The sequence below is a fragment of the Brevibacterium siliguriense genome, from assembly GCF_900105315.1.
Taxonomy (GTDB): domain Bacteria; phylum Actinomycetota; class Actinomycetes; order Actinomycetales; family Brevibacteriaceae; genus Brevibacterium; species Brevibacterium siliguriense.
The window spans coordinates 1008752-1027370 of the sequence record NZ_LT629766.1; the positions used below are offsets into that span (position 1 = coordinate 1008752).

Annotated in this window: 17 protein-coding genes; 6 read left to right on the forward strand and 11 right to left on the reverse strand. The window is 64.7% G+C overall.

Annotated elements, in window-relative coordinates:
* Window positions 1-8: 8 nt before the first annotated feature.
* Window positions 9-782 (reverse strand): isocitrate lyase/PEP mutase family protein, encoded by a 774-nt coding sequence (locus tag BLU88_RS04375; protein WP_092010394.1) that lies wholly within the window; start codon window positions 780-782, stop codon window positions 9-11.
* Window positions 783-881: 99 nt separating this feature from the next.
* Between BLU88_RS04375 and BLU88_RS04380 the strand changes: the two genes are divergently transcribed.
* Window positions 882-1616 carry a DUF998 domain-containing protein gene (locus BLU88_RS04380; protein WP_092010397.1) on the forward strand — a complete coding sequence of 245 codons (735 nt, stop codon included), beginning with the start codon at window positions 882-884 and terminating at the stop codon, window positions 1614-1616.
* A gap of 4 nt (window positions 1617-1620) precedes the next feature.
* On the opposite strand, the gene BLU88_RS04385 is transcribed toward BLU88_RS04380, so the two are convergent.
* Window positions 1621-3345: an amidase gene (locus BLU88_RS04385; RefSeq protein WP_092010400.1), complete on the reverse strand. Its 1725-nt coding sequence runs from the start codon at window positions 3343-3345 to the stop codon at window positions 1621-1623.
* A 196-nt stretch (window positions 3346-3541) separates the two neighbouring features.
* On the opposite strand from BLU88_RS04385, the gene BLU88_RS04390 reads away from it, so the two are divergent.
* Window positions 3542-4279 carry a helix-turn-helix domain-containing protein gene (locus tag BLU88_RS04390; RefSeq protein WP_092010403.1) on the forward strand — a complete coding sequence of 246 codons (738 nt, stop codon included), beginning with the start codon at window positions 3542-3544 and terminating at the stop codon, window positions 4277-4279.
* On the opposite strand, the gene narI is transcribed toward BLU88_RS04390, so the two are convergent.
* From narI to BLU88_RS04415, 5 genes are all read right to left on the reverse strand, one after another.
* On the reverse strand, window positions 4273-5004 hold the full coding sequence (narI, locus tag BLU88_RS04395; protein WP_092010406.1) for a respiratory nitrate reductase subunit gamma: 732 nt from the start codon (window positions 5002-5004) through the stop codon (window positions 4273-4275). The genes BLU88_RS04390 and narI overlap by 7 nt on opposite strands.
* Window positions 5001-5852 carry a nitrate reductase molybdenum cofactor assembly chaperone gene (narJ, locus tag BLU88_RS04400; RefSeq protein ID WP_092010409.1) on the reverse strand — a complete coding sequence of 284 codons (852 nt, stop codon included), beginning with the start codon at window positions 5850-5852 and terminating at the stop codon, window positions 5001-5003. The genes narI and narJ overlap by 4 nt, the downstream gene beginning before the upstream one ends.
* 1 nt (window position 5853) lies before the next feature.
* Entirely contained in the window at window positions 5854-7506 is a 1653-nt protein-coding gene (gene narH / locus BLU88_RS04405; protein WP_092010413.1) for a nitrate reductase subunit beta, read from the reverse strand.
* Window positions 7507-7568: 62 nt separating this feature from the next.
* Window positions 7569-11351, reverse strand: coding sequence for a nitrate reductase subunit alpha (locus BLU88_RS04410; protein WP_092010416.1), 3783 nt, complete (start codon window positions 11349-11351; stop codon window positions 7569-7571).
* Window positions 11348-12691, reverse strand: a complete 1344-nt coding sequence (locus BLU88_RS04415; protein WP_231939580.1) for an MFS transporter — start codon at window positions 12689-12691, stop codon at window positions 11348-11350. The genes BLU88_RS04410 and BLU88_RS04415 overlap by 4 nt, the downstream gene beginning before the upstream one ends.
* Before the next feature lie 208 nt (window positions 12692-12899).
* On the opposite strand from BLU88_RS04415, the gene mobA reads away from it, so the two are divergent.
* Window positions 12900-13814, forward strand: coding sequence for a molybdenum cofactor guanylyltransferase (gene mobA / locus BLU88_RS04420; RefSeq protein WP_092010419.1), 915 nt, complete (start codon window positions 12900-12902; stop codon window positions 13812-13814).
* Here the strand turns inward: mobA and BLU88_RS04425 are convergent.
* Together BLU88_RS04425 and BLU88_RS04430 are read right to left on the reverse strand one after the other, a co-directional pair.
* Window positions 13795-14109: a hypothetical protein gene (locus BLU88_RS04425; RefSeq protein WP_092010422.1), complete on the reverse strand. Its 315-nt coding sequence runs from the start codon at window positions 14107-14109 to the stop codon at window positions 13795-13797. The genes mobA and BLU88_RS04425 overlap by 20 nt on opposite strands.
* Window positions 14110-14264: 155 nt before the next feature.
* Window positions 14265-14723, reverse strand: coding sequence for a hypothetical protein (locus BLU88_RS04430; RefSeq protein ID WP_157688965.1), 459 nt, complete (start codon window positions 14721-14723; stop codon window positions 14265-14267).
* On the opposite strand from BLU88_RS04430, the gene BLU88_RS04435 reads away from it, so the two are divergent.
* Entirely contained in the window at window positions 14717-15265 is a 549-nt protein-coding gene (locus BLU88_RS04435; protein WP_167356862.1) for a GntR family transcriptional regulator, read from the forward strand. The genes BLU88_RS04430 and BLU88_RS04435 overlap by 7 nt on opposite strands.
* Before the next feature lie 43 nt (window positions 15266-15308).
* Here BLU88_RS04435 and ykgO read toward each other — a convergent pair whose 3' ends face one another.
* Window positions 15309-15431, reverse strand: coding sequence for a type B 50S ribosomal protein L36 (gene ykgO, locus BLU88_RS04440; protein WP_039212194.1), 123 nt, complete (start codon window positions 15429-15431; stop codon window positions 15309-15311).
* 69 nt (window positions 15432-15500) lie between these two features.
* On the opposite strand from ykgO, the gene BLU88_RS04445 reads away from it, so the two are divergent.
* Window positions 15501-16511: a GTP-binding protein gene (locus BLU88_RS04445; protein WP_157688967.1), complete on the forward strand. Its 1011-nt coding sequence runs from the start codon at window positions 15501-15503 to the stop codon at window positions 16509-16511.
* Between the two features lie 73 nt (window positions 16512-16584).
* Here the strand turns inward: BLU88_RS04445 and BLU88_RS04450 are convergent, their stop codons facing one another.
* The gene (locus BLU88_RS04450) at window positions 16585-16986 is read right to left on the reverse strand and encodes a Fur family transcriptional regulator (RefSeq protein ID WP_092010434.1); all 402 of its coding nucleotides are present in this window, start codon (window positions 16984-16986) and stop codon (window positions 16585-16587) included.
* A 195-nt stretch (window positions 16987-17181) separates the two neighbouring features.
* On the opposite strand from BLU88_RS04450, the gene BLU88_RS04455 reads away from it, so the two are divergent.
* Window positions 17182-18360, forward strand: a complete 1179-nt coding sequence (locus tag BLU88_RS04455; protein WP_167356863.1) for a CobW family GTP-binding protein — start codon at window positions 17182-17184, stop codon at window positions 18358-18360.
* Window positions 18361-18619: the final 259 nt, after the last annotated feature.

Below are 18619 nucleotides of genomic sequence, written 5' to 3' on the forward strand. Positions count from 1 at the left end.
AGAAGACCCTACTGCCAGGCGCGCGTGAAATCCGCGAAGCAGTCGGTCAGCGCCGCCTGCAGAAGCGGACCGAAGGTCACGCGCCCGACCCCGAGCTCAGAGAGCTGAGCGAGGTCGAGTTCTTCGGGCACCGCGCCCTTGATCGGGTGCGCGGTGACATTGAGCGGCAGAGTGATCTGCTCGAGGATGGACTTGAGCGTGCCCACATCGGGGAGCCGAACGGGGTAGACGGAATCCGCACCAGCTTCGGTGCACAGGCGGAGACGGCGAACCACCTCGACGGTGGGGTCTTCGAACTCACCGGGATATTTGAACACGTCGGTACGGGCGTTGATGACGACGTGGACCCGCTGCGCTTCGGCGGCTTGGCGGAGGCTCCAGATGTATTCGGCGTGCTCCTCGGGGCTGCGCATACTGCCCCGGCTGTGGACGGTGTCTTCGATATTCACGCCCACGGCCCCGGCCTCGAGGAGGCCGGCGATGAGTTCGGGCGCGGGGGTGTCGTAGCCGGATTCGAGATCCGCGGTGACGGGAACATTCACCGCCGAGGTGATCCGGGAGATCCCCTCGAGCGCTTGCTCGAGCGTCATGTTCTCCCCATCGGCATGGCCGAGCGAATCGGCGAGCGGATGGGACCCGATGCTCAGAGCATTGAAGCCGACATCGACCATCGCACGAGCCGACCAGGCATCCCAGACGGTCGGCAGCACGAGAGGTTCGTCCTGGTGATGTCCCTGCAAGAGGGTGAAAGCGCGTTCGGCTAAAACCGTGTAATCGACCATGGTCAATACTGTTCCACTGTTGTGCCTCGACACGCCAGGGGTCGAACCAGCTCACCAGAAGGTTTCAGGCAGGCGCAGTGATAGCGTGAACAACATCCGATGTCGCCGTACGGAGGAGCAGAGGTGGCCGGCTCGGGCACCATCCGTGTTTCGCCCAAACCTGAGCGGGTGTGGGCACTGCTCGCCGTGCTTGCAGGCACTGCCACGGTCCTCATCGAAATCCCCGCGGCACTTCTGTCCGAAGGCGGCTACTCTTTCGCGCAGCAGCCCATCAGCCATCTGGGAATGACCGGATGCGGGGACTGGGGAGACACGGACACCCCGATCGAGGTCTGCTCACCGGCACATCCCTTCGTCAACGGCGTATCCATCATCGCCGGGTCGATGCTCGCGATCATCGCCTTCATCTGGCATGACTGGATCGCCCCGGGCCGCTGGGGCAGATGCGGGTCCTTCCTTTTGGCTGCTGGTGGGATGCTGCTGGCGGTCACCGGAATGGTCCCGGCAGATATCGACCCGACCCTGCATGCTGTCTTCGGGTTCGGCGGCGCCGTGGTCCAGAATCTCGGTCTGCTCGCTGCGGGCATCGCCGTGATCAGGTGGCCGGAGAAACGGTGGATCGGTCCTGCCGAATTCGGCGGACTCACGCTCGGCTTGGGCATATTCGGGCTCGCCGGAGCCCTGTTCCTGGCCACTCCCGAGAGTTGGAATCTGCCCGACGGCATCGTCGAACGAGCCGCGTCGTATCCGTTCCTCATCTGGTTCGTCCTCGCCGGATGGATGCAGCTGCGCGACCTCTCCAGGCGAAAGCGCGAACTCGACTCCGGGCTCTGAAGTCCTACAAGCGCGGAGTCCGCGGCGGCGCCTCACGTCGGGATCCGGTCGCTTCGAACGCCGCGGCGATCTCGATGAGCGCCGAATCGTCCCAGCCGCGTCCGGCGATCGTCAGACCCACGGGGATTCCGGTATCGGACATGGTCCCCATCGGCACCGTCACTGACGGAATGCCCAGATGTCGGGGTACGAGGTTGCCGTTGGCCACCCAGGTGCCGTTGCGCCAACCGAGATCTGCAGAAACCTCATCGACATCCATATCTGCCGGACCCACGTCGGCCATTGCCGGAAAGATCACCGCATCGAGGCCGTGCTCGTCCATCCATTGTTCGAGGTCGACCCGGCGGGTCTCCTCGAGTCCGCGGACCCCGGTTTCGAGTTCGGGGATCTCCGTCACCGAGGCGTATCGATTCGTGCGCACCTGCTCCGGGTAGGTCGCGATGTCATCGTCGAAACCGACGTACCGATCCGGCAGGGCACCAGGTGGGTAGGGGAAGATCAGGGCTCCGTCCACCTCGGCGAGGGTGTTGAGCTTCGGGTCGCCGTTCGCGGCGAGGAAGTCATCCCACCCCCACGACGAGAGGTCGTTGATCTCGCGGTCGAGGTAGTCGGCGGTGACGAAACCGCGCGTCGCGATCGTCGGTGCGCCGGGACGGTCGCCCTCGTAATTGGTCACGACCGGGAAATCGGTCTCGACCACCTCGGCGCCGGCCGATTCGAGGTCGGCGCGCGCCGCCGTCCAGGCCTCCATCACCGAGGCGCGCGTCTCGACTCGTTGTCCCGTGGGCCCGCCGATGCCGCCGTTCGGGTTCGTCCCGGCCTCGCCATCGGCATTGATGTACATCCGCGGCACCCCGAGGCGCTTGCAGGCCAACACCGACTGTGCGGCGTCGACCGATTCAGGCAGCAGCGCGGCATAGGATTCCGGGCGGACGGCGCTCGCCTTCGGCACCTCCACCCAGGGCTGGACGCGCCAGAAGTCCCCGCGGGTCTGCTCGTCGTCGGCGACGATGACGTCGAGGACCGAGGCCAGGTCGGCCATCGTGCGAGTGTGGGGGACGACGACGTCCATCGTCGGCACGAGAGGCCAGTTTCCGCGCACGCTGATCACCCCGCGTGAGGGGGTGTAGGCGATGAGCGCATTGTGTGACGCCGGTGCCCGACCCGATGACCAGGTCTCCTCACCGAGGCCGAAAGCGGCGAAGCTCGCTGTCGTGGCCGTGCCCGAACCATTCGAGGATCCGGAGGCGAAGGCGCTGGTCAGCCAGTCCGCGTTATAAGGACTCTCGGCGCGGCCGTAGAGTCCGCGCTGCATGCCGCCGTTGGCCATCGGCGGCATATTCGTCAGGCCCAGACAGATGGCACCGCCTGCGCGCAGCCGTTCGATCGTGAACGCATCCTTCTGCGCGACGAGATCGGCGAAAGCCGGAGATCCGGAGGCGACCGTGAGGCCCGCGACCATGTAGCTGTCCTTCGCGGTGTACGGGATTCCGTCGAGGGGGCCGAGCGTCCGGCCCGCGGCGCGGCGTTCGTCGGAGGCGGCCGCCTCGGCGAGAGCCTGCGGGTTCTTCACGATCACAGAGTTGAGCTTGGTGACGGTGTCGGGGCCGTCGAACGCGGCGATCCGATCCTGGTAGGCCTCGACGAGCTCCACCGAGGTGGTGCGACCGTCATTGAGAGCTGCTCGCAGATCGGCGATGGACGCTTCGACGACATCGAACTTCGACATGATCTTCCTCCGGGCACTCGACGGTGCGTGCACGACGTGGGTGTGTTCCTGCCCAGAATATCGCCGATTCGGCTGGCCCGCGTTGCGGAATCCGTTGCCGTTGGCAGGTGAGAGCGTATTCTACGCATTGTGGAATAGCAGTGGAGACGGTCTCCGGACTGTTCCTCCGCTGAGGCAGTCGCAAGGATGTGATGACATGCCGCGAAGAGTGAACGACTATCGAGGACCGGCCGAGGTCAGTCGGGTTCTGCTGCTGGGGGCCGTGCAGAATCACCCGGGCAGCCGTTGCAAGGGGCTCGCCGACGAAGTCGGATTGCACACCAACACGGCCCGTGACCATCTGCGGGTGCTCGTCGAAGAAGGACTCGTCTATCTGCAGCCCGAATCGCCAGGGGTGAGGGGCAGACCGCCGATGGCCTACTATCCGGTCGACGATCCGGAGTCGAACTCCGCCGCGGCTGAACGCATCGCCCGCAGACGCGAACATCATGTCGTGCTGACCCCCTTCATAGCCACAGCGGAGCTGCGGCCGACCGGCCTCGACGCACTCGGCGACGAAGCCGGCACTCAATTCGATATGCTCTGCGAACATCTCGACGATTCGGGAATGGAGCCCGAGCCCGATGCCGAGGAGCTGCGGATTTCGTTGGTTCCATGTCCGCACTATCGGATGGTGAGTGACGATCGTGCGATCGCCTGCGGCATCCACGCGAAGATCGTCAAGGACCTCCTCAGTCAGGTGCCGGGTCCGCTCGAACTCGACCGGCTGCAGCCGTTCAATTCGGCGGAAGCCTGCCAGATCCTGCTGCGCGACGCCCACTGCCCGGGCGCCTCGATGGAGCTGGAAGCCGGACCGGGGGTCGGTGTCGCGCAGGACTCCCAGCCCGAGCAGGGCCTTGAGGCCGGCTCGGATTCGCAGGACGATCCTCAGTAGTCGATGGTCTCCCATCCGCGGCGCTGCGGCTGACGTTGCCTGTCCTTCGAGCGGTAGATGATGTACGGCCTGGTCAGGTAGCCCAGTGGGGCGGCGAATACGTGCACGAGTCGGGTGAACGGCCACAGCGCGAAGATGAGGATTGCGGACATGACATGGACCTGGAAGCCCAGCGGCGCCTGCGCCATGAGGCTGACATCGGGCTGGAACATCCAGAACTGACGGAACCACACGGACACGCCCTCACGATAGTCGTATCCGCCGAGTGCTGAGTCGAAGATCGTCGAATACACCCCGGCGAAGATGACGACCGCGAGCATGAGGTACATCAGCTTGTCGAGACGGGTGGTCGCACCGAAGACCCGGTTGTTCGTCCTCCGGCGATAGATGAGCAGGACGAGCCCACCGACCGTCGCGGCCGCGGCGCCCAGGCCCACCGTGATCGCCATGAAGTGGTACATGTGGTCGGTGATGCCCACGGCAGAGGTCCAGATCTTCGGGATGCCGAGGCCGATGACATGGCCCAGGAAGACGAAGATGATGCCGTAGTGGAACAGCGGTGAGCCGATCCGCAGCAGCTTCGATTCGTATATCTGCGAAGACCGCGTCGTCCAGCCGAACCGGTCGCGGCGGAAGCGCCAGACGTGGCCGAGGACGAACACGGCCAGCGCCATGTACGGGATGATCACCCACAGGAACGTCTCGAGCACTGTCGGTGAGTTCATGATCGCTCTCCTGTCACTTCCGCCAGAGGAATGAATGTCCGTCCTCCGCCTGCCGAGCAGCCGCCCGGGGCCGCCTGGGCCGAGCGGGGCGGCATCGAGGCATCAGGTGCGGTCGCCATCGCTGCCGCAGTCTCGGCCGCACTCGGCGGAGCGTCACCGTACCCGCCGAGCCCGTCGAGACCGACGGTCTCCGTGGTCGGGCCCTCAGCGGCCAATCGTTCGACGGCATGGATGTCGTCGCTGTCGAGGGCAGGCAGGGTGGCGCAGACTGCGCGGATCGTGCCTGCCCAGGGAGAGCCGATCTCGGTCAGGTGCAGGCGCAGCAGCTCGATCCCGGCCCGATTGGCCAGCAGGATCCGCACTCCTGCATCGAGATCGTGCCCGGCAGCGAACTCGAGAACGTAGGACAGATGGTCGGGAAGCTGTGTCTCATCCATGTCCAGGCCAGCCGTCCGATAGATCTCCTTGATCTCCAACAGTGCCTGTCCGCGCTTGCGCGTGTCTCCGTTGGAGAAATAGGTAAGGAACAGGCAGCCGCGCCGCCTGGTATCGAAAGTCTCGACATAGTCGGCGCGCAGACCGATGGGATCACCTCCACGGAGGTGGCTGATAGTCGCGCCGAGATCCTCCCTCATGTGATCCGGGACGTCCGCATGGTCCAGCAGTGCTGAGATCTGCGGAAGCCGATCAAGCAGATCCTCATCGGGGTAGTCGATGAGCCATGATGTGGCTGCGAAGATGGCTCGCAGCGCGTCATCGTCGATCCCCGGGGCCGTCTGACCGCCGGACTCGGCATGCGCTGCGGCGCGTTTCGTCCACTTGGACAGGAATTTCAGCGGTCTGTACATCTCAGGCCCCTGCCGGTCCGTCTGCGCTGGGGAACAGTCCGGTCGGACGCCCCTTCCCGTCCCAGTTGAGCAGGTTGAGCCGACCACGCAGATGCGAGCGTTCTCTCTCGTCCTCGGCGCTGCGTTCGGCCAGCGGGTCCGACATCCCAGAGGTGCCCGCGAATCCCCTGGAGGCGATGTCGGGCATCTCGTTCATCCCTGGTCCGCCTTCGGCATTGAGTGGGCAGTCCGAGCCGATGCCCTCTAGGCTGTGCGCCTGCTCCGAGTGGCCGGCGGGAATGACATAGCGTTCGTCGTACTTCGCGATCGCCAGAAGCCGGTACATGTCCTCCATCTCCTCAGGATCCATCCCCACCGAGTGGGGGATGCGCTCATCGGGTTCGATGCCCATATTGATGTCGCGCATGAACGCCCGCATGGCGGCCATGCGCCGGAGCACATCGGCGACGACATCGGTGTCCCCGGCGGTGAAGAGGTTCGCGAGGTATTCGATGGGGATGCGCAGCTCGTCGATCGCGGCGAAGAGGTTCACCGCGTTCTCCGCGTCGTAGCCGGTGTCCTTGATCACGTCGACGACCGGCGACAGCGGCGGAATATACCAAACCATCGGCATCGTCCGGTACTCCGGATGCAGCGGCAGAGCTAGGTCGTAGTCCTTGATGAGCTTGTACACCGGGGAGCGCTGGGCCGCCATGATCCAATCGTGGGGGATGCCGGCCTGTTCGGCTGCGTTCATGACATCGGGATCGTGTGGGTCGAGGATGAGGTCCTTCTGCGCCGCGAAGAGGTCCTTCTCATCGGGCACCGATGCCGCCTCGGTGACACGATCGGCATCGTAGAAGACCAACCCGATGTAGCGCAGACGGCCGACACAGGTCTCCGCGCACACGGTGGGTTCGCCGTTCTCGATCCGCGGATAGCAGAACGTGCACTTCTCGGCCTTGCCGGTGCGGTGATTGAAGTAGATCTTCTTGTACGGGCAGCCGGAGATGCACATCCGCCAGCCGCGACAGGAATCCTGGTCGACGAGGACGATGCCGTCCTCCTCACGCTTGTAGATCGCGCCAGACGGGCACGAAGCGACGCAAGAGGGGTTGAGGCAGTGCTCGCAGATGCGGGGCAGGTAGAACATGAAGGTCTCTTCGAACTCGAGCTTGACCTTGTCTCCGATCGATTTGAGCATCGGGTCGAGGTCGGCCTTCGCGTAGGTTCCGCCGAGGTCGTCGTCCCAGTTGCCCGACCATTTGATGTCCATGCGCTCGCCGGTGAGCAGGGACTTCGGCGGTGCCGTGGGAATGTGCTTCTGTTCCGGAGCCGAGAGCAGGTTGTCGTACTCGTAGCTCCACGGTTCGTAATAGTCCTCGATGCCCGGCAGCTTCGGGTTCGAGAAGATGGATGCGAGCTTCTTCAGCTTGCCGCCGGCCTTGAGCTTGAGCCGGCCGTTCCTGCTCAGCGCCCAGCCGCCCTGCCACTTATCCTGGTCCTCGTAGCCGCGCGGGTAGCCCTGCCCGGGCCGAGTCTCAACATTGTTGAACCACACGTATTCGGTGCCCTTGCGGTTCGTCCACGCCTGTTTGCACGTGACCGAGCATGTGTGGCATCCGATGCATTTGTCGAGGTTCATCACCATCGCCATCTGCGCCATGATTCTCATCAGTGTGCCTCCTGTCCCCGAGTCGGTGTCCGGTGCTGATCGTCTGTGTAGGCCCCGGCTGCTCAGTACTCCACGTTCTGGTTGCTGCGACGCCGGATCACGGTCACCTCGTCGCGCTGATTGCCTGTGGGCCCGTAGTAGTTGAAGGCGAATGACAGTTGGCCGTACCCACCCACGAGGTGAGTCGGCTTGATCATGATCCGCGTCAGGGAGTTGTGGATGCCTCCGCGCTGTCCGGTCGTCTCAGTGAGCGGAACATTGACCGTTCGCTCCTGCGCGTGGTGCATGAACGCCGTCCCCTTCGGCATCCGGTGGGACACGACAGCGCGGGCGGCGACGACGCCGTTGCGATTGATCGCCTCGATCCAGTCGTTGTCGGCGATGCCGACCGCCTCGGCGTCCTCGACGCTCATCCAGATCGTCTGTCCGCCGCGGCCGAGGCTCATCATGAAGAAGTTCTCCTGATACATCGAGTGGATCGCCCATTTGTTGTGCGGGGTCAGGTAGCGCACCGCGATCGCGGTGCCGTCCGAGTCGCCGATCTGCGGTTCGCCGAACAGAGCGTTCATGTCCAAGGGCGGGCGGAACGTCGGCAGTGCGTCCCCCATCTCCATGAACCAGTCATGGTCGACGTAGAACTGATAGCGTCCGGTCAGTGTGTGCCAGGGTTTGAGCCGCTCCACATTGATTGTGAAGGGCGAGTAGCGGCGGCCGCCGGACTCGGAGCCCGACCACTCCGGGGAGGTGATCACTGGCACGGGTGCGGCCTTCGCATCCTCGAAGGAGACCTGTTTGCCCTCGTGCTCGGCGGAGAGATCTGCCAGCTTCTGCCCGGTGCGCCGCTCGAGGGTGGTGAAGCCCTCGGTGGCCATCAGCCCGTTCGTCGTGCCGGACAGACCGAGGATGTAGTCGGCGGCGCGCCGGTCGGTGTCCAGTCGCGGCTGGCCCTTGCCCGCACCCTTGCTCGCGACTCCATTGAGCCGACGCAGCCGTTCGACGTGATGATCGACGTCATAGCGGATGCCGCGGGCGTTCATCCCCTGGGACTCGAGCAGCGGACCGATCGAGGTGTACTTGTCGTGGATGGCGGTGTAGTCGCGTTCGACCTCGACGAGTTTGGGCATCGTCTTGCCCGGCACCGGTTCGCATTCGCCGAACTTCCAGTCTTTGACCCGCCCGTGGGGGGTGTTCAGGGCGTCCGGGCTGTCGTGCTGGAGCGGTTGGGCCACGACATCCGTTCGCGTGCCCAGGTGAGTGCGGGCGAGCTCGGAGAACTTCTCGGCGATCGTCGCCCAGGTCTCCCAATCGTTGCGTGACTGCCACGGCGTGGAGATCGCCGGGTTGAACGTGTTGACGAAGGGATGCATGTCCGTCGTCGACAGGTCGTGCTTCTCGTACCAGGTGGCCGCCGGCAATACGACGTCCGAATGCAGCGTCGTCGTGGTCATCCTGAAATCGAGGGTCAGGAGGAGGTCGATTTTGCCCTGGGGAGCATCCTCGCGCCAGTCGACGTCGCGCGGTCGCAGATTTTCGGGCGTCTCCTCGGCGGAGACCGAATTGTCGACACCGAGGAGGTGTTTGAGGAAGTACTGGTCGCCCTTGGCGGATGAACCCAATGTGTTCGCCCGCCACATCGACCAGATGCGCGGATAGTTGTTCTGCGCATCCGGGTCCTCGACGGCGAAGCGAAGCCTTCCGGCCTTGAGCTCGTCGACGATGTGCTCGGCACTGTTCTTGCCCGCCTGGTTGGCCGCCTCGGCGATGTCGAGGGGATTGTCGTCGAAGGTCGGATAGTACGGCTGCCAGCCCAGACGCGCGGATTGAGCGACAGCATCGGCAGTCGACATCCCTGTGAATTTTCCGTGTCCGGCCCGTGCCGAGAGCATATCGGCCCCGAACTGGTCATAGCGCCACTGATCGGTGTGCATGTACCAGTACGTCGTCTGCGTCATCTGCCGCGGCGGGCGCACCCAGTCCAGGGCATTGGCCAGGTGCAGCCATCCGGTGAAGGGACGGATCTTCTCCTGGCCGACGTAATGGGCCCAGCCGCCGCCGTTGACCCCCTGTGTTCCGCACAGCGTGGTCAGGGTGAGGAAGGTGCGGTAGGTCTGATCCGAGTGGAACCAGTGGTTCGTGCCCGCACCCATGATGATCATCGAACGGCCCTTCGAATCCCGCGCATTGGCGGCGAATTCGCGGCCGATGCGGGCTGCTGCCTGCCACGGCACTCCCGTGATCGCCTCCTGCCAGGCCGGGGTGTTCGGGCTCGTCGCATCCTCATAGTTCTCCGCCCACGTCCCGGGCAGACCGGGCCGACCCACCCCGTATTCGGCGAGCATGAGGTCGAAGACCGTGGTCATGATCCTCTCGCCGAGGCGGACGACCGGAACCCCGCGCGTGATCTCGTCGATCTCGCCTTGGGCGGCGGTATCGAAGCGCGGCAGCGTGACCTCGACGGCATCGCGGATGCCGTCGGTCGCCTCGGCGATGGACAGGGCCGGGTCTATGTCCTCGAGGTCGAGGTTCCACTTGCCTTCGCCGTCGGCGGCGAAGCGGTGGCCCAGGGTGCCGTTGGGCACGGCCGGTGAGTTCGTGGCCTTGTCCCACAGTGCAGGTTTGAAGTCCGCGTCCTCGGTGTCGGCCTCGGACGTGACCGAAGGGCCGAGATCGGTGGCGGTGACGAAGCGACCGGGCCGATAGCTGTCGCCGTCTCGTTCGAGTTCGACGAGGAACGGCAGATCCGTGTACCTGCGCACATAGGAATCGAAGTAGTCCGTCGTCGTGTCGACGAAGAACTCCTTGAGGATGACGTGGCCCATCGCCATGGCCAGGGCCCCATCGGTTCCGGTGGCCGGTGCCAGCCACTCATCGGCGAACTTCACGTTCTCCGCATAGTCCGGGGCGATGGAAATGACCTTCTGCCCGTGGTAGCGGGCTTCGGCCATCCAGTGGGCGTCCGGGGTGCGGGTCAACGGAACATTCGACCCCCACATCATCAAGTAGGAGGAGTTCCACCAGTCACCGGATTCAGGGACATCGGTCTGGTCGCCGAAGACCTGTGGGGACGCCGGCGGCAGGTCGGCGTACCAGTCGTAGAACGACAGCATCGAGCCGCCGATGAGCTGGTGGAAGCGGGCACCGGAGGAGAAGGAGACCGGGCTCATGGCCGGAATGGGGGAGAAGCCGGTGGTGCGGTCGGGTCCGAGGTATTTCACGGTGTAGACGTAGGCGGCGGCGACGATCTCGACGGCTTCGGCCCACGTCGCGCGCACGAGTCCGCCCTTGCCGCGGACTGATTTGTAGCGGCGTGCCTTGACCGGGTCCTCGACGATGGACTTCCACGCCAGCACCGGGTCATGGCCGTTGGCGGCCTTGGCTTCGCGGAAGAGCCGCAGCAGTGCGCCGCGGACATAGGGGTACCGGACGCGGGTGGGGGAATAGGTGTACCAGGAGAACGAGGCTCCACGAGGGCAACCGCGCGGTTCGTATTCGGGCATGTCCGGGCCCGGGCTGGGATAGTCCGTGGCTTGGGACTCCCAGGTGATGAGTCCGTCCTTGACGTAGACGTGCCAGGAGCACGAACCCGTGCAGTTGACCCCGTGGGTGGAGCGGACGACTTTGTCGTGTGACCACCGGTTGCGGTAGAAGGAGTCGCCCTGACGCCCGCCGGAGTAGTGGATCTCCCGCTTGTCCTCGCTCATCGTCGCCCGAGGGGTGAAGAACTTCCGACTGCCGATGAGCGTGTCCATGAGCGAGTTGTCGGTGCCCGGACGGCCGGCCTCCGGCGGCGAGGAATCGGTCGGCGTGTACTGGTTTCTGCCCCGCGCCGTATTCTCGGTGGTCATGACCGTGTCTCCTTGTCGTCGTCGCTGATACCCGAACCCGTCGGGTCGCTGTCGGTTCCGGCGCGCTCTGCGCTCGAGCCGGCACCGGGGGCTGCCGCGGCGGAATCATGATGGTCCACGGCTACGGTCGTCGGCGGGTTGGCGCCGATCCAGAGTGTGATCAGGAGCGCGATGACCGTGAAGCCGGCGAGCAGCAGCAGGCCCAGCGAGTAGTCATTGGTCGCCGACCACATCGCTCCCAGCAGCAGCGGCGGGACGAACCCGCCCAGTCCGCCCGCGGCACCGACGAATCCCGTGATCGAGCCGACCCTTGCAGGATCCGAGCGCTGCGCAATGAGCGCGAAGGTCGCACCGGAGGCCAGTCCGAAGCCTGCCGACATCGCAATGAACTCTGAGGTGTAGACGATGAACTCCAGGGGGTGGAAGGACAGGGCGATGGCGCAGATGGCGACGAGTGAGTAGGCCACGCCGAGGGTCTTCACCGCTCCGAGGCGATCGGCGAGGATTCCGCCCAGCGGGCGGGTGATGACTGCGACGATGACGAAGCCGGCCATGCGCAGGGATGCATCGGCGGGTTCGAGGTCGTAGTCGTTGTTGAGGTAAGTCGGCAGGTAGACGGAGAAAGCGACATAGCCGCCGAATGCGAGTGCGTAGAGATAAGCAGCTTGCCAGGTCAGCTTGACCGACAGCGTCTGTCCCAGGGTGGTGAAGAGGCTCTGTCGCACAGGCTGCCAGTCCGGCGGATTGCGCATCATGGTGAAAGCCAGGAGCGCGTAGACGACGAGGACGACGGCTGCGACCACGAAGGGCAGCTGCGGCCAGATGTTGTACAGGGGCACGGTGGTGAAGGCCGCGATCGCGGTACCGCCCATGCCCATGCCGTAGACGCCGATGGCTGAACCGCGGGACTCCTTGGGGAACCAGCGATTGACGTAGGGGACGCCGACGGCGAAGCTCGTGCCGGCGACGCCGAGGAAGAAGCCGCCGACGATGAGCGTGGCGTAGTTGTACTGGCCGATGAAACCGACGAAGAGCACCGGAATGACCGTGATGAAGGCGATGAACGACATCATGAGGCGGCCGCCGAGACGGTCGGTCAGTGCTCCGACGACAATTCGTCCCACTGAGCCGACGAGGACGGGCACGGCCACGAGCAGCGCCGAGTCGTCGGTGAGATTCTCTTCGACGAAGTGTGGTCCCAGCGGGCTGATGAGCGACCAAGCCCAGAACGTCACAGTGAAGCCGAGGGTAGCGAAGATCAGTGCTCTGGTCCGCTGCGCTTTCGTGGCCAAAGCAGGTGATCCGGCGGTCGATGGTTGATGCATCTCAGGCTGTGACATATTCTGCCCCTCCTCGACGAATGTGCCGACTGCTTTCGATCTCAGCAGAGTTGAGCGGAAAGTGGAACAGTTTCCACCGTATTTAATCTTGAAGGCGCTCAGGAGGCGTCTTCACGGGGACTCACCTCGTCTCACGAGGGCGTGATGTGATTTAGCGCATATTTAGCTTGTTTATTCTATGAAAAGTAGAAATGCGTAAGATCGAGCCATGTCGGTCACAGTGATGATTCTCAGTGGCGGTCGCTCCCGGCGGTTCGGGGGCGTTCACAAGCCAGGTGTCCGCCTCGGCGGGCAGACGGTGATCTCGCGCATCCTCGGCACCGTCCGGCAGGCCGTACCTGAAGCGGAGGTGTGGGTGGCCGGTGCCACTGTCGGGCTCACGGACGCCGAGGCGGAATCGGTCGGCAGCGTACGGGAGGAACCCGAGTTCTCGGGCCCCCTGGCTGGGATCGAAGCCGCTTCCCTGGCGATGGGTGACTCCGAGGTCACAGTGATCCTGGCCGGGGACATGCCGCTGGTGCAGCCGGACCATCTGCGGGCGCTCATCGTCGCGAGCCGGGAGTCCGGGCTGCCTGCTTCCGGCGTCGATGACCGCGGCAAGCTCCAGTTCCTCTGCGCCGCGTGGCCGACGGTGCTGCTGCGTCGACGCCTGGCCGATATCGGCCAGACGCAGGACAGGGCGGTCAAACTCCTCTTCAGCGGACTCGAGGTCGCTCGTGTCGACGTCGACCCCGCGGAGATCATCGACTTCGACACCCGTGAGGAGTATGAGCGCGTCGCTCGCAGAATCGAGGCCACTGACGCGGATACGGCGGGCGATCCTCGGGACTGGACTGCGGCGAGTGCCGACGCTCCAAGTGGCGCCAGAGCCGTACCGGAGCAGGTGCTGCGGATGCGGGACCTCGCAGCCGGCGAACTTCCGGGGGGAGAGCGGATGACAGATGCCGAGATCGCGGCCGTGCTCGAGTTCGCTTCGCGCGTCAAGCATTCGGACTCATCGCTCAGTCCGGTCGTCGCCGCGTTCCTCGCCGGAAGACTCCACGCTGCGACGAGGGAGGGCGGCGCCTCACTCGCGGAAGCGCTGGCTCAGGTGGAGGGGGCCCTCACTCGCTCTCGGGGCTGAGCCCGAGCCCGTTTACCAAGCTGTCGACGAACTCCAGGCCCTGGCAGTCACGGCCTGCGCCGACCACCTGGTCGTCGCGGTCTGTCCCGTCGACGCGGCCAGCGAGGAAAGTGCCGAAAGGTCCGGAAGCTCGGGACCCCGTCTCGTCGGACCAGCGGGCACTGGCAGCGAGCAGCTCAGAGACGAGTTCGACGGCGGACCGCGTATCCGCGAGCGGGACTCCCAGTGTGTGCGCGGCGGCCGAGAGTTCGTCTGCCATCGCCGCGATCCGCTCCGGTGAGTAATCTCTGGGCATCTCGTCCTCCTTGGTCACCGACCCTAGCGCAGGGGTGATGGCAGGTGCGCTGTTTCGGCCGTGAATGAATCCGACCCACCTCGGTGATGGTGCCGAAGCGGGTCGGAGTCGGCGGTCATCGGGATAGGCGGCGGCCGCCTCGGCGAGGAGATTCCTCAGTCATCGATCTGAGTCTGCTCGACGGCTTCGACGGCCTCCTCATGGGTCAGGCGGAAGGCGATTCCGACGTAGAAGACGATGATCGAGAAGACCACGGTGACGACCTCGCCGACGATGAAGCCCATGAGATCGAGTCCGCCGCCGTAGTGGCCGATGAGACTGAGGATGACGAGGCCCGCCGTCCCGAGGAGCATCCACCAACCCGAACGCATCTTCAGATCCGGCAGGCGCGACTTGTCTTTGGCGAAGATGTGGTGGGCGATCATGACGATGTAGCCGATGGCGACGGCGAGGTAGAGCTTCCAATTCGTCTCCCAGCCCGTCCAGTAGACGATGAGATTCGCGCAGACGAAGCCGATGATCGGCAGCACGTCACCGCCGGGCAGGCGGAACCGCGCGATGCACGACCGGGGAGGTGAGCCGCCTCGGCGGGATGGGGAGCCAGACGATGACACATGATCCAGCCCGCAGTGGTGCCATTGCGACTGAGCTGCGTTCGCGCATCATCGCCGGTCAGTTGCAGCCGGGTGCCCGCATCCGGCAGGAGGAGATCGCCGCCGAGTTCGGAGTCAGTCGGATCCCGATCCGCGAGGCCCTGCGCGCTCTGGCTGATGCCGGATTCGTCACCCTTGTTCCGTCGACGGGCGCTTGGGTGACCGAACTCAACCTCGAGGAATGCCGCGAGGTCTACCTCATGCGCGAACGTCTCGAACCTCTCCTGCTGGCTTTGGCGATGCCCGCGCACACCCCAGAATCGCTCACAGAGTTCGTCCACCTCGCCGAGGCGGTCGAGGCCGCAAGTGTGCCCGCTGAGTTCCTCGAATGCGATCGGGACTTCCACCGGGCCATCATGGCTGGGGCTGGTGAGGGGCGATTGAGTCAGACCGTCGACCACCTGTGGAACCTCAGCCACTACTATCGACGCCGACTGGCCGCCCATATCCGCCACCCCCGCATGCTCGTCGAGTCCGCACCGCAGCTGTTCGAGCGAGATTGAAAGAGTTCGGGCGCGGTTCAGCCGCGCCGAGCGCGGTTGTGCCTCAGCCCTGGCGGGCCTTGAAGCGAGGATTCTTCTTGTTGATGACATAGACGCGACCGCGGCGGCGAACCACCTGCGAACCCGGCTGGGACTTCAGCGACCGCAGAGAACGACGAACTTTCATGAGCATGACTCCTTAATGCGAATGAGTATCATTAGTATTAATACTATGTTCTCGATCGAAGGGAAGCGAATGCGAGGATCAACGGAGCGCGGCCGGGAATCCGTCTTCGACGGAATCGAAGCGATCGCCGTCGTCGGACTGTGCGCAGCCGAGCGCAGACATTATGCGATGCGTCTGGCCAGGGACCGCAGTTATGTGTTCGTGCCCGCGGAGCAGACCGCGCAGGGAATCGAAGCGATCGACCGCCTCGTCGATCTGGTCGGTATGACTTCCGGTGTGCACGGATTCGTTCTCGAGCACGGGGAGGGCGCAGACTGCGCAGAGATCATCGGAGCCCTGAGCGCACCCGACACACGGGCTGTGCTCACCGACCTCGTGTGCGTGCTCGATCTTGCGTGCCTGCACAGCGATCTCGACTCGGAAGAGCGCGCCGGAGTTCTCGTCTCACAGATCGAATTCGCGTCGACCTTAGCCTTGGTGACACCCGACCCTGCCAATTCGGTTGGGAGGGAGGAGGCCATCGGGTTGATCGCGCACCTGGCGCCCGAGGCGAGTCTGTTCCTTCGGTGCGAAGGCGCGGTGCATGAGCCTGTGTGCTGGCAGTTCGGACACCGACCTCCTGATGCGGGGTGGATGGCGATCCTCAACTCGGAGTTCCGGCCCCCGGCTCGAGCCGGAGGTGTCCGTGCCTGCCGTTTCGAGCAGGCCCGCCCCTTTCACCCGCAACGACTCCAGGCAGTGCTGAGTGCGGCAATCGGCGAAGGCTGCTGGGGTCGGATTGTTCGTTCTGCCGGTTTCGCGAAGCTGGCCTCCCGCCCCTATGCGACCGCGCACTGGGATCAGGCGGGCACTCTGCTCACGCTCTCACCGTTGAGCGTCGAGCCGCTTCCCGGTGGTGGACCGGAACTCCTGGCGCTCGGTCAGGATCTCGCATTCATCGGCTTCGACCTCGACGAAGCGGGGCTGTGCGAGGCTCTCGACTGGGCCGTCCTCACTGATGCTGAACTATTAGCGGGTCCGATGGCCTGGCTGGAGTATCACGACGAGTTCCCCGCATGGGACTCCGCCCATCGAGGCTGACGCTCAGGCGAATCGGTGGTGCGGCACCGAGTCCGAGACTCTCAGGCTCTCAGCCGGCCGGCTGCTCTGGCACTCAGGCGGACGCCCGGCAGTCGGCGCACAGGCCGAAGATCTCGAAGACGTGGTGCGTGATCTCGAATCCGTTCGAGGCCGCGATCTGACGCATCCAATCCTCACTCGGCGGGTCGATCTCAACGGCGGTGCCGCAGTGCTCGCAGACGAGGTGATGGTGGTGTTCGGTCTGCGCACAGGCGCGGAAGAGCTGTGTCTCGGCGATGGTGATCGTATCGGCGTCGCCGCTGCGTGCGAGAGAATTGAGTTGTCGGTAGACGGTGGCCAGGCCGACGCTTGCACCTTCGTCTTCGAGGCGGCGGTGGAGCTGTTTGGCGGAGACGAAGCGAGTCTCGGTATCCAAGGCAGCGCGGATGAGGGCCTTCTGCGCGGTGCTTCGCGTCTTCTTCTGCGGAGCTGCCATGAGGAGCCCTCCCTTGTCGTCCCAGTCGAACTTGTCGTCCCTGTCGCAGGTGCATATGCATGAACGCGCATATGCGAGAGAAATAATGAAACACGTTACCATTAACGGGCGGTTCTCCCCATAACTGCGATCGACCCCGTGCAGAAAATGGGGCCCCGCCGTCGAATCGCCGAGCACGAACACCGAGGAGGCACCATGAGTGGACCCAACCGCAGACCAGCGATCCCGGTCATCCTGCTCACGGGCTACCTCGGTGCCGGAAAGACGAGCCTGCTCAATCACCTTCTGCGCCACCCCGACGCCCGCATCGGTGTCATCGTCAATGACTTCGGTGACCTCAACATCGACGCCGGGCTCGTCGTCGGCCAGGTCGACGAACCGCTGTCGATCTCGGGCGGATGTGTGTGCTGCTTGACCGATGATTCGGAGCTCGAGGACGCTCTCGTGGCGATGACGAACCCCAAGCTGCGCCTCGACGCGATCATCGTCGAAGCCAGCGGATTCGCCGAACCCCTGACCCTGGCCCGCATGATCACCCGCATGGGCCACCACCGATTCCACCTCGGCGGGGTCATCGACGTCGTTGACGCGACTATGTACTTCGACACCGTCGACACATCACACCTGCCGCCTCTGCGCTTCGCCGCGACGACATTGGTGTTGGTCAACAAGCTCGACCAGGTGCCTGCCGTCGACCGTGACGCCACGGTCGAAGCCGTCCGCGCCCGCGTCCACGAACGCAACCCGCGTGTCATCGTCATCGGCACCCGCCACGCCCGCCTCGACCCCACGCTGATCTTCGATCCGGGTGCAGGTGAGAGGGGCCCTCGCCGAGGCGACTCCGGAGTCGGCGAAGAGCCGAACCAACCCGAATTGCCGATCCGGGAACTTCTGCGTCAGGCCTACGCCGAGGCGGCGGCCGATGAGATCGGTGACGACGAGACCGATGCGGAAACCATGCCCCACCGTCACGCCCAGTCGGTGACCGTCACCGGCACCGGCCCCGCCGATGCGGATGCGGTGATGGACTTCGTCGAGGACCTCCCGTCCGGGGTCTATCGAGTCAAGGGCACAGTGCTCGTGCCCATGGGAACCGGGCAGCGCAGCTTCGTCGTGCAGGCGGTCGGCCCGAACGTCTACGTCGCCGAGGCCGCCCGACCCGCCTCGAAGGCTCCGTCCTCACACGCGGGGGCCGGTGATGGGTCGGAAGCAGACAGTGTCCTCGTCGTCATCGGCGAGGACTTCGACGCCGAGGCGGCCGAGGCTGCTCTGACCGCCGCCCTCAACGGCGATGCCGCAGCCACGGTACCGGAGAGCAGTCGCCGAGGCGACCGCTCAGAACGCCTCCTGCACCACGTCCGCCTCCATACCTAATTGCTACCTGACGGCGGCTCAGATACCTCGCGCGAAGTATCTGAGCCGCCGTCAAGTAGCAATAGGGGAGTGGTAATCCTCCGGTTTTCCTCCGTGTTTCCTGATGGTGGTCTGGAGGTCAACACCCGTGCCGGGAGCCCCTGACCGCTTTTAGGGTCGAGACGTGATCCACCGAACGGTCATGATCGACCTGCAGCAACAGCAGTGAGAAATCATCCCTTTGGGGGACACCGTTGACTACTTTCGGGCGATCCGCTGC